Here is a 12,979-nt window from a genome sequence, read left to right as displayed (position 1 = left end):
GAAGGAGCCCGCGCAGCATGCAAATCACGCTACCAGACGTCTCGGCGTGGACCGGTCAAGATCTCACATGCTGAGAGCGTCTGGGACGAGCACGCTCAGGCAGGTGACGCAGCCCTCCAGTTTCTCGAACTCCGAGATGTCGACCGCGACCACGGCGAGACCGCGTCTCTCCAGCAGCTCGGCGGTGCGCGGCGCGGAGGCCGCCATCAGGACCGTGTCCCCGTCCAGCGGCACGACGTGCGCGCCCGCCTCCTCCGGCGGCACCAGCAGGCCGGGCAGGCGGGCGTGCGCGGGGTCGCCGATGAGGGTGCCGTCGGGCAGCGCGGTGACGGCGGACTTGAGGTGGAGCACGCCGGACAGCTCGACCGGCACCACCTGCCTTTCGGGCAGCAGCGCGGCGAGCTGGGCGATGCCGTGGTCGTCGGTGCGGGCCGACCTGCCGACGTACACGGTGTCGCCGGTCTGCAGGACGTCGCCGCCGTCGAGCGTGCCCGGCCGCGTGATCCGTACCGTGTTCAGCCCGAGGCCCCGTACGGCCTGCTCGACGGAGTCCACCTCGGGACGCCGCTCCGGCGCGCCCGGCCTGGTCAGTACGGCGAGCCGGCCGGACACCACGACCGCGTCCTCCACGAACGGGGCGTCGGGCAGGTCGTCGGCGGGCGGGGCGTGCACCGGGCGCCAGCCGGCGGCGGCGAGGGCGGCGACGTAGGCGGCGTGCTGCTCGGCGGCGAGTTCGCGGTCGACGGGCTCGCGCGGGATGTTCGTGACGATGCCCTCGGCGATGCGGGGGCCGGGCTTCCTTACCAGGGCGAGACCAGCCATAGGGCGTGTTCTATCACGTGGGAGTTAGAGTCCCCCTATGCGGGACGACGAGATTCTGGACCGGATCAAGGCGCTGGTCGACGAGGAGCACGGCCTGCGCACCAGGCTGATGGCGGGCGAGCTGGCCACGGACGAGGAGAACGCCCGGGTCAACGAGCTGGAGGCGGCGCTCGACCAGTGCTGGGACCTGCTGCGGCAGCGGCGCGCCCGGCGCGGCGCGGGTGAGGACCCCGACGGCGCGTCGAGCCGCCCGGCGAGCCAGGTGGAGAACTACCGTCAGTAAAACCGTTCGCGTGGGCGGACGAGGTGCGCTTGTCTGGTGCCGTGCTGATCCAGCGGATCGAGTCGGGTGACCGGGCCACCGGGCTCTACGAGACGTACGTGGCGAGCATGGCGGGGATTCCCGGGCCTCTGTGGTCGCGGACCCGGTTCGGCGCTTACCTGCTGGAGGGGTCGCCGGGGTCGCGGGCCGAGGCGTGGGCCGTGGTCGAGGACGGCCGGGTCGTCGCGGGCTACGCGCTGGGCCTCCCCCGGTACGACAACACCCACCTCGCCACCCTGTTCACGCTGACGGTCCATCCTGAGCGGCAGCGCCGGGGGCTGGGCACCGCGCTGCTGGACCACGCCGCCGGCCGGGCGCGGGCGGGTGGTCGCGATCTGCTGATCGGCGGCGCCACGCTCGTCGGCGGCCCGGGATCCGCCTTCGCCGCCGCCCGCGGCTGCTCGGTGGCCGTCACGCAGGCGCGCAGCGTGCTCGACCTGGGTGCGGCCGATTGGGACGGACTCGCCCGCATGATGCCCGAGTCCGGCGGCTACCTGCTGGAGCGCTGGACGGGCCCGGCCGGCGACGACCTGCTGCCCGCGCTGGCGGCGGTGCTCGACGGCATGAACGACGCGCCGCGCGACGCGGGCGTGGAGCCCAAGCGGCTGCCGGTCGGCCGGATACGCGCCACCGAGGAGCGGATGCGGCGGGACGGCGAAGACTGTTACAGCATGCTCGCCCGGCGTGCCTCCGACGGCGCGCCCGCCGGGATCACCCGCATTTACCTGGACGCCGGCCGCGCGAGCCGCTGGGGTCACCAGGGCGACACGACGGTGCTCAAGGAGCACCGCGGCCACCGGCTCGGCCTGCTGCTCAAGCTGTCCAACCTGTTCTGGCTGCGCGAGAGCGAGCCGCAGGTGGACCGGATCGTCACCTGGAACGCCACCACGAACCGGCACATGCTGGCGATCAACGAGGCCATGGGCTTCGAGGTGCTCGACGAGTGGTACGAGTGGCGGCTTCCGCTATGACCGGGCCTGTCCGCGGGCGCGGCAGAATGGGTGATGTGACGGAACGGACGGCGCTTCTTCGCATCGCCCCGGAGCTGCTGCTGTTCCTGCCCGCGAGCCGGCGGGAGCCGCAGCGGCCGATCGTCACCGACGGGTCGTCGACGCTGGGTCACCACGTGGAGTCCGCCGGCGTCCCGCTGACCGAGGTGGGGCCGCTGACGGCCGGCGGGCGCGCGGTGACGCCGGCGTACGTGCCGCGGCCGGGGGACGTGCTGGAGGTCGCGGCCGTGCCGCGGCCGCAGGCGCTGCCGGAGGAGCGGTTCCTGCTGGACGTGCACCTGGGGACTCTGGCCAGGCGGTTGCGGCTGCTCGGGCTCGATACCGCCTACCACAACGACATGGACGACCCGTCCCTGGTGGCGCAGGCGAACGCGGAGCGGCGGGTGCTGCTCACCCAGGACCGCGGGCTGCTGCGCCGCCGGGCGCTGTGGCTGGGCGCGTACGTGCGCGGGTCCCGTCCTGACGACCAGCTGCGTGACCTGCTGGAACGGTTCGCGCCGCCGCTGCGTCCGTGGACCCGGTGCACGGCCTGCAACGGTGAGCTGGTGGCGGTGTCCAAGGGCGAGGTGGCGCCGCTGCTGGAGGCGGGCACGCAGCGCAACTACGACGCGTACGGGCGGTGCCGCGAGTGCGGCCAGGTCTACTGGCACGGCGCCCACGGCGGGCGGCTGGACGAGATCGTCGAGTCGGCCCGCCGGTGGGCGGCGGGGTGACGGTCACACCGCGAGGAGCCGGTGGACGTCCTCGCCGTGCAGGTCCCCGGCGTCGCCGGTGCGCACGACCTGGCCGGCGTCGAGGATGACGAACCGGTCGGCCAGCCGGACCGCTATGTCGAGATACTGCTCGACGAGGAGCACGGCGAGCCCGGAGGCGTGCAGGCGTTCGATGGCCTCCTCGATCTCCAGGATGATCGACGGCTGGATGCCCTCGGTGGGCTCGTCGAGGATGAGCAGCCGGGGCCGGGTGACGAGCACGCGGGCGATGGCGAGCTGCTGCTGCTGGCCGCCGGACAGGTGCCCGGCCCGGCGTTTGAGCAGCGGCTTGAGCCCGGGGAAGAGGTCCAGCGCCGAGTCGACGGACTCCTTGCCGGTCCTGGCCGCCTCCATGGTCACCAGCAGGTTGCCCAGCACGGACAGCTGGGGGAAGCACTGGTGGCCCTGCGGCACGTACCCCATGCCGAGCCGGGCCCGCTCGTGGGTGGGCAGCCGGGTGACGTCGCGGCCGTCGAAGGTGACGGCGCCGGACGTCGCGGGCAGCACGCCCATGATGGTGTTGAGCAGCGTCGTCTTGCCGACGCCGTTGCGTCCCATGACGCAGACGAGCTGCCCGGGGCCGACGTCGAGCGAGACGCCGAACAGCACCCGGGCCCTGCCGTAGCCGGATTCGAGCTCATTTGCCGACAGCATCGCTGGGCCTCCTCCCCAGGTAGACCTCCTGCACCCGCGGGTCGGCGCTGACCTGCTCCACCGACCCCTCGACGAGCACCCTGCCCTCGTGCAGCACCGTCACGGCCGAGGCGTGCCGGCGCAGGAACTCCATGTCGTGCTCCACCACGATCACCGTGTGGTCGTCGGCGATCTCGGTGAGCAACTGCCCCGTACGGTCCCGTTCATCCTTGGACATGCCGGCGACGGGCTCGTCCAGGAGGAGCAGGCGGGGCCGCTGTGCCAGCAGCATGCCTATCTCCAGCCACTGGCGCTGGCCGTGGGAGAGAACACCGGCTGAACGGCCGGCGAGCGGTTCGAGTCCGGTCCTGGCCAGCGCCTCCGCGACGGCGTCCGACACGCCTCGCCGCCGCCCGGCCAGCGACCACAGTGGTTTCCTGAAGCAGGCGGCCAGGTCGAGGTTCTCCAGGACGGTGAGCTCCTCGAAGACGACCGAGGTCTGGAAGGTGCGGCCGACGCCGAGCCGGACGATCTGGTGCTCCTTCCGGCCGACCAGGTCGTACCCGCCGAACCTGACCCGCCCGGCGGCGGGCCTCGTCAGACCGGTGATCACGTCGATGAGCGTGGTCTTGCCGGCGCCGTTGGGGCCGATGAGGAAGCGCAGCTCGCCGTCGGCGACGGTGAGGTCCACGCCGTCGAGGGCGTGGAAGCCGTCGAAGACCACCCGCACGTCACGCAGTTCGAGCACGGCGCAACCTCCCCAGAATGCCGGCGATGCCCTTCGGCGCCAGGGTCATGACCAGGATGAACAGCGCGCCCTGGAGGTAGAGCCAGCCGTTGGCGAACTGCTCGCTGAACGTGGTCTGGGCGTAGCCCATGACGACCGCGCCGAGCACCGCCCCGGCCAGGACCTGCCGGCCGCCGACGGCGACCGCGACGACCAGCTCCAGGGACGGGACGACGCCGAGCAGGGCGGGCGAGATGATGCCGACGACCGGGACGAACAGGGCTCCGGCGAGCCCGGCCAGCCCGGCGGAGACGGCGAAGGTGACGGTCTTGACCAGGGCCGGGTCGTACCCGAGGAAGCGCACCCGGTCCTCGCCGTCGCGCACGGCGACCAGCAGCCTGCCGAACCTGCTGTTCACGAGCTGCCGGGTGGCCAGGTAGAGCACCCCGAGCACGCCCGCGACCACCAGGTACAGCACCCGCTGGGTGGAGTCGTCGGCCAGGTCGGCGCCGAACAGCTCGAAGAAGTTCGTCATGCCGTTGGTGCCGCCGGTCAGCCCTTGCTGCCCGACGAGCAGGATGACCATGGCGGCGGCGAGCGCCTGGGTGAGGATCGCGAAGTACGCGCCCCGTACCCGCTGCCTGAAGACCAGCGTGCCGAGCACGACCGCGAGCAGCACCGGCCCGGCCACCGCCATGGTCAGCGCGAACACCGGATTCGCGAACGGCGCCCAGAGCGCGGGCAGCTCCTCCACGCCGCTCCACACCATGAAGTCGGGCAGGCCGCCGCCGCTCTCGCTGAGCTTGAGGTACATGGCCATCGCGTAGCCGCCGAGGCCGAAGAAGACGCCCTGGCCGAGGGTGAGCATGCCGCCCTGTCCCCAGGCCAGCCCGATGCCGAGCGCCACGATCGCGTAGCAGAGGTACTTGGCGAGCAGGCTCAGCCGGAACGGCTCCAGCAGCAGCGGGGCGGCGACCAGGGCGATCACCGCGATGGCGGCGAACGGCAGGTTCCTCTTGATCATGTCAGCGCCCTCGATCTCAGGGCGACCAGCCCTTGCGGCCGCACCTGCAGGAAGCCGATGACGGCCGCGAACACGAGCACCTTGGCCAGGCTCGCGTCGGACCAGAACTCGGCGTACGAGTTGAGCAGCCCCAGCCCGACGGCGGCGAGCACGGCCCCGCGCAGCTGCCCGAGCCCGCCCGCGACCACCACCAGGAAGGCGTCGACGATGTAGTAGGTGCCGAGCGCGGGCCCGACGGGGCCGATGAGGGTGAGCGCCACCCCGGCCAGCCCGGCCAGCCCGGAGCCGATGAAGAAGGTCAGCATGTCGACCCGGCCGGGGTCGATGCCGCTGGTGGCGGCCAGCCGCCGGTTCTGCACAACCGCCTGCGTGCGCCGTCCCAGCCTGGTACGGGTGAGGTACAGCCAGATGCCGGCCACGCCCGCGACGGCGAGTGCCATGATGAACAGGCGGTTGTACGGGAGGATGCCGATGCCGCCGGACAGCCACGACGGCGCGGGCACCTGCACGTTCGGCGCGCCGAACAGGTCGCGGGCGAGCTGCTGCAGCACCAGGCTGACGCCCCAGGTGAGCAGCAGCGTGTCGAGCGGCCTGCCGTAGAAGTGGCGGATGGCGCCGCGCTCCAGCGCCAGGCCCATGAGCCCGGCGACCACGAACGCCGCGGGCAGCGCGAGCAGCAGGTCACCGAGCAGGAAGGCGGTGTACGCGCCCGCCATGATGAACTCGCCGTGCGCCATGTTGATCACGCCCATCTGGCCGAACGTGACTGTCAGCCCGAGCGCCACCAGGAGCAGCACGGCCGCGATGGACAGCCCGATGGGGAGCTGGTTGACGACGGCCGTCATCACTCCTCCGCCAGCCCGCCGGCCCAGGAGTACCCCTTGAGGTACGGGTCGGGCTTGATCGGCTCGCCGGAGTCCCACACCTGCTCGATCAGGCCGTCGGGCCGGATGACGCCGATGCGGGCGGTCTTGTACAGGTGCTGGTTCTCGCCGTCGATGGTGACCAGGCCCTCGGGGCGTTCCAGGGCGATCCCGCCGGCCGCCTTCTTGACGGCCTCGACCTCGGTCGTGCCGGCCTTCTTGACCGCCTCGGCCCACAGGTGGACGGCGTTGTAGCCGGCCTGCATCGGGTCGCTGGTGACCTTGTCCTCGCCGTACGCGGCCTTGAACGCCTTGACGAACGCCTGGTTGGCCGGGGTGTCGGTGGTCTGGTAGTAGTTCCAGGCGACCGGGTGGCCGGCGATGTTGTCCACGCCGATGCCCTTGACCTCCTCCTCGGCGACGCTCACCGACAGCACCGGCATCGCCTCGGCGCTCACGCCGGCGCTCTTGAGCTGCTTGAAGAAGGCGACGTTGGAGTCTCCGTTGAGCGTGTTGAAGACCGCGTCGGGCCCGGCCTGGACGACCTTGTTGACGAGGGTGGAGTACTCGGTGTGGCCGAGCGGGGTGTACTCCTCGCCGAGCACCTGCATCCCGTTCGCGGCCGCGTACGCTTTGATGATCTTGTTGGCGGTGCGCGGGAAGACGTAGTCGCTGCCGACCAGGAAGATCTTCTTCTTGCCCTGCTCCTTCAGGTAGTCGAGGCCGGGGATGATCTGCTGGTTGGTGGTGGCGCCGGTGTAGAAGATGTTCGGGGAGCTCTCCAGGCCTTCGTACTGCACCGGATACCAGAGCAGCGACTTGTAACGTTCGAAGACCGGCAGCATGGCCTTGCGGCTGGCCGACGTCCAGCCGCCGAACACGGTGGCCACCTTGTCCTGCCTGATCAGCTTGGTCGCCTTCTCGGCGAAGGTCGGCCAGTCGGACGCGCCGTCCTCGACGACCGGGACCAGCTTCTTGCCGAGGACTCCGCCCGCCTGGTTGATCTCCTCGATGGCGAGCAGTTCGGCGTCCCGTACGGTGACCTCGCTGATGGCCATGGTGCCGCTGAGCGAGTGGAGGACGCCGACCTTGATCTCGTCCTGGGCGTCGGCGGAGGAGCCGGACCCGGACGGCGGCGACCCGCAGGCCGCGAGGGTGGTGAGGAGAAGCGCGGAGACGAGGGCGCGGGGGGTTCGCACCAGCAGTTCCTTCCTGCCGACCTGCCATTGGAAGAAAGGTGACTCCCTCGCGTGTCACGGATAGATCCCGCGTGTTAATTGCCGATTGCCACGCCCTCACCGGAACGCCGGTGTTCGTCATCTGGGCCGCTCGGCAACGGAAACCGGCACGACATGCCCCGGCAACACCCGGGAAACGGCCGGTTCCTATGGTCCGGGCCATGCGGCTAACCCCACACGAGCAGGAACGCCTGCTCATCCACGTCGCCGCCGGGGTGGCGCGTGACCGCCAGGCTCGCGGCCTGCGGCTCAACCACCCGGAGGCCACCGCGGTCATCGCGTCGTTCCTGATGGAAGGGGCCAGGGACGGCCGGACGGTGGCCGAGCTGATGGAGTCGGGGCGCTCGGTGCTGCGCCGGGACGAGGTCATGGAGGGCGTACCGGAGATGCTCGACAGCGTGCAGATCGAGGCCACCTTCCCCGACGGCACCAAGCTCGTCACCGTGCACAGGCCGATCCCGTGATCCCGGGCGAGTACGCGCACCCCGAGGGCGCCATCCCGCTGAACCCGGGCCGGGCGCGGGTGACGGTGCGGGTCGTGAACACCGCGGACCGGCCCGTACAGGTCGGCTCCCACTACCATTTCGCGGCCGTGAACCCGGGGCTGGACTTCGACCGGGAGGCCGCGTGGGGGATGCGGCTGGACGTGCCCGCGGGCACCGCGGTCAGGTTCGAGCCCGGCGTGGCGCGCGACGTCACGCTGGTCCCGCTGGCCGGCCGCCGGATCGTGCCGGGGCTGCGGCCCGAGCGGGCGGGGGCGCTCGATGGCTGAGCTCTCCCGCGCCCGCTACGCCGCGCTCTACGGCCCGACCACCGGCGACCGCGTGCGGCTGGCCGACACCGACCTGTTCATCGAGGTCACCGAGGACCGCTCGATGGGCCCGGCGGGGGCGGGCGACGAGGCCGTGTTCGGCGGCGGCAAGGTCATCCGCGAGTCGATGGGCCAGTCCAGGACCACCCGCGCCGAGGGCGCCGCCGACCTGGTCATCACCGGCGCGGTGATCCTCGACCACTGGGGCGTGGTCAAGGCCGACGTCGGCGTCGTCGGCGGCCGCATCACGGCCATCGGCAAGGCCGGCAACCCCGACACCATGGACGGCGTCGACATCGTCATCGGCCCGTCCACCGAGATCCTGGCCGGCAACGGCAAGATTCTCACCGCGGGCGCGGTCGACTCCCACGTGCACCTCATCTGCCCGCAGATCCTGGACGAGGCCATCGGCTCGGGCGTCACCACCGTGATCGGCGGCGGCACCGGCCCCGTCGAGGGCACCAAGGCCACCACCGTCACCCCGACCTGGTATCTGGAGCGGATGCTGGAGTCGCTCGACTCCTATCCGCTCAACTTCGCGCTGCTCGGCAAGGGCAACACGGTCAGCTCGGAAGGGCTGCTGGAGCAGCTCAAGGCGGGCGCGTCCGGCTTCAAGCTGCACGAGGACTGGGGCACCACGCCCGCCGCCATCGACGCGTGCCTCACCGTGGCCGACGCGACGGGCGTGCAGGTGACGATCCACACCGACACGCTGAACGAGGCCGGTTTCGTCGAGTCGACGCTGGCGGCGATCGGCGGCCGGGCGATCCACGCCTACCACACCGAGGGCGCGGGCGGCGGGCACGCGCCCGACATCATCCGCGTCGCCTCCCACGGCAACGTGCTGCCGTCGTCGACCAACCCGACCAGGCCGCACACCGTCAACACCCTGGACGAGCACCTCGACATGCTCATGGTGTGCCACCACCTCAACCCGGCCATCCCGGAGGACCTGGCGTTCGCCGAGTCGAGGATCAGGCCCACCACGATGGCGGCCGAGGACATCCTGCACGACCTCGGCGCGATCTCCATCATCGGCTCCGACTCGCAGGCCATGGGCCGCATCGGCGAGACCGTGATCCGCACCTGGCAGACGGCGCACGTGATGAAGGCCCGCCGGGGCAAGCTCGGCGACGGCCCCGCCGACAACCTGCGGGCCCGCCGTTACGTCGCCAAGTACACGATCTGCCCGGCGGTGGCGCACGGGCTGGACGCCGAGCTGGGCTCGGTGGAGCCGGGCAAGCTGGCCGACCTGGTGCTGTGGGACCCGGCGTTCTTCGCGGTCAAGCCGACGCTGGTGCTCAAGGGCGGGGTGGTGGCCTGGGCCCAGATGGGCGACGCGAACGCCTCGATCCCGACGCCGCAGCCGGTGCTGCCACGGCCCATGTTCGGCGCCGTCCCCGTGACGGCCGCCGCCACGTCGCTGCACTTCGTGGCGCCGCTCGCGCTGGAGACCGGGCTCGCCGACCGGCTCGCGACGCGCCGCCGGCTCGTCCCCGTGGCCGACGTACGCCGGCGCGGCAAGGACGCGATGCCGCTCAACGACGCCCTGCCGCGCATCGACGTGGCGCCGGACACGTTCGAGGTACGCATCGACGGCGAACCCGTCGAGCCCGCTCCCGCCCCGGCCCTGCCGCTGGCCCAGCGCTACTTCCTGTTCTGATGCACCCGGCGATCCTCCTCCTCACCGACTCCCGCCTCCCGGCCGGCGGCCACGCCCACTCCGGCGGGGTCGAGCAGGCGGTCGCCCTGGGGCTGGTCCACGACCTCCCGTCCCTGTCGTCGTTCCTCCGGGGCCGCCTCCACACGGCCGGCGCCCTCGCCGCCACCCTCGCCACCGCCGCCTGCACCTTCGCCGCCTCCCCCGTACGCGGTGAATTTCGCCCAGACGTACCACGCCCGCCGGACGGATCCCCTCCTGCGGGATGCCCCTCGCACCCGAGAGACCTTGTCCGCGGAGAGGCCAGCCCTCACCCCACGGTCAGCGGCCCCAGCCCTGTGCGGGGCGAAGTCCCATCGGGCGGCTCCCCTCGTTCGGGGGACGGCACCGTACGGAAGGGCCTGTCGCGGGCATCCCCTTGCTCGGCGAGCGGCACCGTACGGGGAGATGGGGTTTCGCCGGTCGGTGGGGTGCGCTTCTCCTGGGAGCTGCTGGACGCAGAGGCCGATGCACGGACGGCGTCGCCCGCGCAGCGGGAGGCCGCGCGGTTGCAGGGGAGGCTGCTACTGCGGGTGGCGCGGCGACTGTGGCCGTCACCGGTGCTCGACGAGCTGGCCCGGGAGGTCCCGAGCCCGCACCACCCGATCGCTCTCGGCGCGGCGGCGCACGCGGCGGGAGCCACACCCGGGGACGCCGCACTGGCGGCGGCCTATCACGCGATCACCGGCCCGGCCACGGCGGCGGTGCGCCTGCTCGGCCTCGACCCGGTGGCCGTGCACGGCATCCTCGCCGACCTCACACCCGACCTGACCGCCCTCACCGAACCAGCCAGAACCAAGTTCCCCAAGCCGAACGGGACCACCCATCCCAAGCCGTCTGGGACGAAGGCTCCCGAACCGACCGACACCGGGCTCCTCCGGCCGCACGACATCGCCCAGCCCGAACCAGGTGCGACAGAGATTTCCGAACCTGCGGGTTCGAGGCTCCCCCAGCCGCAGGAGACCACCCAGCCCGAACCGGCCGCGATGGAGACTCCCGAACCGGCCGATGCCAAGCTCCCCAAGCCGAACGAGATCGCTCGTCACAAACCGGACGCGGCGGGGGCTCTCCAGCAGGCCGAGGCCGGGCTTCCTGAACCGCGCGGGATCGGAACTACCCAGCTTTCCGAGGCCGGGCTTCACGAGCGGGGCGGGATCGGGACTCCCGAGCCACCCGAGGCCGGGCTTCACGAGCCGGGCGGGATCGGGACTTTCCTGCCCTCCACGGCCGGGCTTCACGAACCCGGTGGGTTCGGGGCTGCTGAGGTGGACGGGGTGGGGGTCCCTGAGGTGGATGGGTGTGCGGCGCGAGGAGGCTGTGGATGTTCCGGGCTGGCGGGATACTCCGCTGATCCGGGGGTGGAGGAGGGCGGATGGGCGGCGCTGGGGGCGCCGTCCGCGCCAGGACTGGACCTGCTGGCCGAGCGGCACGCGCACGCGACGGTCAGACTTTTCGTCTCATAAGGAGGAACCCCGCGACATGGGCGCCAACCACGACGACCACCATCACGCCCCCGACGGCCACGGCAGGGCGCTGCGGCTCGGGGTCGGCGGTCCCGTCGGCAGCGGCAAGACGGCCCTGGTGGCCGCGCTGTGCCGGGCCCTCGGTCCGTCGCTGCAGCTCGGCGTGGTGACCAACGACATCTACACCACGGAGGACGCCGACTTCCTGCGAAGGGCCGGCGTGCTCGACGAGGAGCGCATCGCCGCCGTCGAGACCGGCTGCTGCCCGCACACCGCCATCCGCGACGACATCGCCGCCAACCTGGACGCCGTGGAGACGCTCGAACACCGCTTCGGCCCGCTCGACCTGGTCATCGTGGAGAGCGGCGGTGACAACCTGACGGCGACGTTCAGCCGTGGGCTGGCCGACCGGCAGATCTTCGTCCTGGACGTGTCCGGCGGGGACAAGGTGCCGCGCAAGGGCGGTCCCGGCGTCACCGCGGCCGACCTGCTGGTGGTCAACAAGACGGACCTGGCCCCGATGGTGGGCGCGGACCTGGGCGTCATGGACCGGGACGCGGCGGCGGTGCGCGGCGGCAGGCCGGTGCTGTTCACCTCGGTCAGGCAGGAACCCGCCGTGGCCGAGGTGGCCGCCTGGGTGACGGACCAGGTCAAGTCCTGGCGCCACGAGTACGCCTGACATGCGCGCCAGAGCCGCCATCGCCACCACCCTGGCAACGAGACCGTCCGATGGCCGAGCGGCCGGCGCGGGCGCTGCGGGATCGTCCGGTGGGCGGGGCGGCGGGGTGGTGGGGGGTGGGACCGTGATCTCGTTGTTGCGTTCCGATCCTCCGCTGACGTTGCGGCAGACCGGGGAGGCGGCCGTGCATCTGGTCTCCACGGCGGCCGGGCCTCTGGGGGGTGACGACCTGGCGCTCGATCTGGTCGTCGCGGCGGGTACCACGCTGGAGGTGGGGTCGGTGGCGAGCACGCTCGTCCTGCCGGGGCGGGGCGAGTCGTCGATGCTCATCACCGCCGTGGTGGGCGAGGGGGCGACGCTCCGGTTCACGCCGGAGCCGACCGTGCTGGCCGCCGGGTGCTTCCATCGCATGTCCGTACGGCTCAAGCTCGCGCCGGGCGCGCGGGTGCTGTGGCGGGAGGAGATCGTCTTCGGGCGGTACGGGGAGCGGCCGGGACGCTGCCATACCCGCTTCGACGCCACGGTCGGCGGCCGGCCGCTGCTGAGACAGGAGTTCACCGTGGGAGAGGAGGCGCTGAACTCCTCCCCCGCCGTCTTCGGCGGCGCCTCCTGTGTGGGCACGACGCTCATCACGGGCCCGGCCGCCCCGCCGGAGGCCCTGGTGGCGGATGGCGTCGCCGTGCTGCCCCTGGCCGGGCCGGGCACGCTGGTGTCCGCACTGGCCGCCGACGCGGTCGAACTGCGCGCCAGGCTGCGCTGGGGCGAGTCCACCGTGCTCAACGGCCCACAGGCCCCCGAGGAAGGCCGACCACGATGAACACCCACGAAACATCAACAGGTACGACCCCCCCGGGAGGACCCACGAGCACACCCGCCCACGACGCCCCGCAGAGGTGACAACCCAGAAGAGCACCCACGAGCGCACCCGCCCGCGAC

Annotated in this window: 15 protein-coding genes; 9 read left to right on the top strand and 6 right to left on the bottom strand. The window is 72.1% G+C overall.

Annotated features, from left to right (window positions below; translation table 11 throughout):
* Window positions 1-63 precede the first annotated feature (63 nt).
* Entirely contained in the window at window positions 64-822 is a 759-nt protein-coding gene (gene ddaH, locus KME79_RS34160) for a dimethylargininase (RefSeq protein WP_219549219.1), read from the bottom strand.
* Window positions 823-859: 37 nt separating this feature from the next.
* Between ddaH and KME79_RS34155 the strand changes: the two genes are divergently transcribed.
* From KME79_RS34155 to KME79_RS34145, 3 genes are read left to right on the top strand one after another with little or no spacing between them, the layout of a single operon-like run.
* Entirely contained in the window at window positions 860-1,105 is a 246-nt protein-coding gene (locus KME79_RS34155) for a DUF2630 family protein (protein WP_219549217.1), read from the top strand.
* Window positions 1,106-1,134: 29 nt separating this feature from the next.
* Window positions 1,135-2,115, top strand: coding sequence for a GNAT family N-acetyltransferase (locus KME79_RS34150; RefSeq protein ID WP_219549215.1), 981 nt, complete (start codon window positions 1,135-1,137; stop codon window positions 2,113-2,115).
* Window positions 2,116-2,150: 35 nt separating this feature from the next.
* Window positions 2,151-2,867, top strand: coding sequence for a Mut7-C RNAse domain-containing protein (locus KME79_RS34145; protein ID WP_308249160.1), 717 nt, complete (start codon window positions 2,151-2,153; stop codon window positions 2,865-2,867).
* A 3-nt stretch (window positions 2,868-2,870) separates the two neighbouring features.
* Here KME79_RS34145 and urtE read toward each other — a convergent pair whose 3' ends face one another.
* From urtE to urtA, 5 genes are read right to left on the bottom strand one after another with little or no spacing between them, the layout of a single operon-like run.
* A complete protein-coding gene (gene urtE, locus KME79_RS34140; RefSeq protein WP_219549211.1) occupies window positions 2,871-3,560 on the bottom strand; it encodes an urea ABC transporter ATP-binding subunit UrtE in 690 nt (229 codons plus the stop codon).
* On the bottom strand, window positions 3,544-4,287 hold the full coding sequence (urtD, locus tag KME79_RS34135; RefSeq protein ID WP_148033433.1) for an urea ABC transporter ATP-binding protein UrtD: 744 nt from the start codon (window positions 4,285-4,287) through the stop codon (window positions 3,544-3,546). Before urtD ends, urtE begins: the two co-directional genes overlap by 17 nt.
* Window positions 4,271-5,290: an urea ABC transporter permease subunit UrtC gene (urtC, locus tag KME79_RS34130; RefSeq protein WP_219549209.1), complete on the bottom strand. Its 1,020-nt coding sequence runs from the start codon at window positions 5,288-5,290 to the stop codon at window positions 4,271-4,273. Before urtC ends, urtD begins: the two co-directional genes overlap by 17 nt.
* Window positions 5,287-6,135, bottom strand: a complete 849-nt coding sequence (gene urtB / locus KME79_RS34125; RefSeq protein WP_219549207.1) for an urea ABC transporter permease subunit UrtB — start codon at window positions 6,133-6,135, stop codon at window positions 5,287-5,289. Before urtB ends, urtC begins: the two co-directional genes overlap by 4 nt.
* Window positions 6,135-7,352 carry an urea ABC transporter substrate-binding protein gene (urtA, locus tag KME79_RS34120; protein ID WP_219549205.1) on the bottom strand — a complete coding sequence of 406 codons (1,218 nt, stop codon included), beginning with the start codon at window positions 7,350-7,352 and terminating at the stop codon, window positions 6,135-6,137. Before urtA ends, urtB begins: the two co-directional genes overlap by 1 nt.
* Before the next feature lie 200 nt (window positions 7,353-7,552).
* Here urtA and KME79_RS34115 point away from each other — a divergent pair, with 200 nt between their 5' ends.
* From KME79_RS34115 to KME79_RS34090, 6 genes are all read left to right on the top strand, one after another.
* Window positions 7,553-7,855, top strand: coding sequence for an urease subunit gamma (locus tag KME79_RS34115; protein ID WP_148033436.1), 303 nt, complete (start codon window positions 7,553-7,555; stop codon window positions 7,853-7,855).
* On the top strand, window positions 7,852-8,163 hold the full coding sequence (locus KME79_RS34110) for an urease subunit beta (protein WP_148033437.1): 312 nt from the start codon (window positions 7,852-7,854) through the stop codon (window positions 8,161-8,163). The genes KME79_RS34115 and KME79_RS34110 overlap by 4 nt, the downstream gene beginning before the upstream one ends.
* Complete coding sequence (locus KME79_RS34105) at window positions 8,156-9,865, top strand: urease subunit alpha (protein ID WP_219549203.1); 1,710 nt, start codon at window positions 8,156-8,158, stop codon at window positions 9,863-9,865. Before KME79_RS34110 ends, KME79_RS34105 begins: the two co-directional genes overlap by 8 nt.
* 467 nt (window positions 9,866-10,332) lie before the next feature.
* Window positions 10,333-11,364 (top strand): urease accessory UreF family protein, encoded by a 1,032-nt coding sequence (locus KME79_RS34100; protein WP_308249159.1) that lies wholly within the window; start codon window positions 10,333-10,335, stop codon window positions 11,362-11,364.
* A 16-nt stretch (window positions 11,365-11,380) separates the two neighbouring features.
* Window positions 11,381-12,043 (top strand): urease accessory protein UreG, encoded by a 663-nt coding sequence (gene ureG, locus KME79_RS34095; protein WP_148033440.1) that lies wholly within the window; start codon window positions 11,381-11,383, stop codon window positions 12,041-12,043.
* 124 nt (window positions 12,044-12,167) lie between these two features.
* Complete coding sequence (locus tag KME79_RS34090) at window positions 12,168-12,860, top strand: urease accessory protein UreD (RefSeq protein ID WP_308249158.1); 693 nt, start codon at window positions 12,168-12,170, stop codon at window positions 12,858-12,860.
* Window positions 12,861-12,979 lie beyond the last annotated feature (119 nt).

This window comes from Nonomuraea harbinensis (assembly GCF_019396385.1).
In the GTDB taxonomy this organism is placed as follows: domain Bacteria; phylum Actinomycetota; class Actinomycetes; order Streptosporangiales; family Streptosporangiaceae; genus Nonomuraea; species Nonomuraea ferruginea.
This window is presented reverse-complemented; position numbering and strand designations above follow the sequence as displayed.

Coding starts and splice junctions, on each gene's coding strand:
- ddaH (WP_219549219.1), bottom strand. CDS start 822: ATGGCTGGTCTCGCCCTGGTAAGGAAGCCCGGCCCCCGCATCGCCGAG.
- KME79_RS34155 (WP_219549217.1), top strand. CDS start 860: ATGCGGGACGACGAGATTCTGGACCGGATCAAGGCGCTGGTCGACGAG.
- urtE (WP_219549211.1), bottom strand. CDS start 3,560: ATGCTGTCGGCAAATGAGCTCGAATCCGGCTACGGCAGGGCCCGGGTG.
- urtC (WP_219549209.1), bottom strand. CDS start 5,290: ATGATCAAGAGGAACCTGCCGTTCGCCGCCATCGCGGTGATCGCCCTG.
- urtB (WP_219549207.1), bottom strand. CDS start 6,135: ATGACGGCCGTCGTCAACCAGCTCCCCATCGGGCTGTCCATCGCGGCC.
- KME79_RS34115 (WP_148033436.1), top strand. CDS start 7,553: ATGCGGCTAACCCCACACGAGCAGGAACGCCTGCTCATCCACGTCGCC.
- KME79_RS34105 (WP_219549203.1), top strand. CDS start 8,156: ATGGCTGAGCTCTCCCGCGCCCGCTACGCCGCGCTCTACGGCCCGACC.
- ureG (WP_148033440.1), top strand. CDS start 11,381: ATGGGCGCCAACCACGACGACCACCATCACGCCCCCGACGGCCACGGC.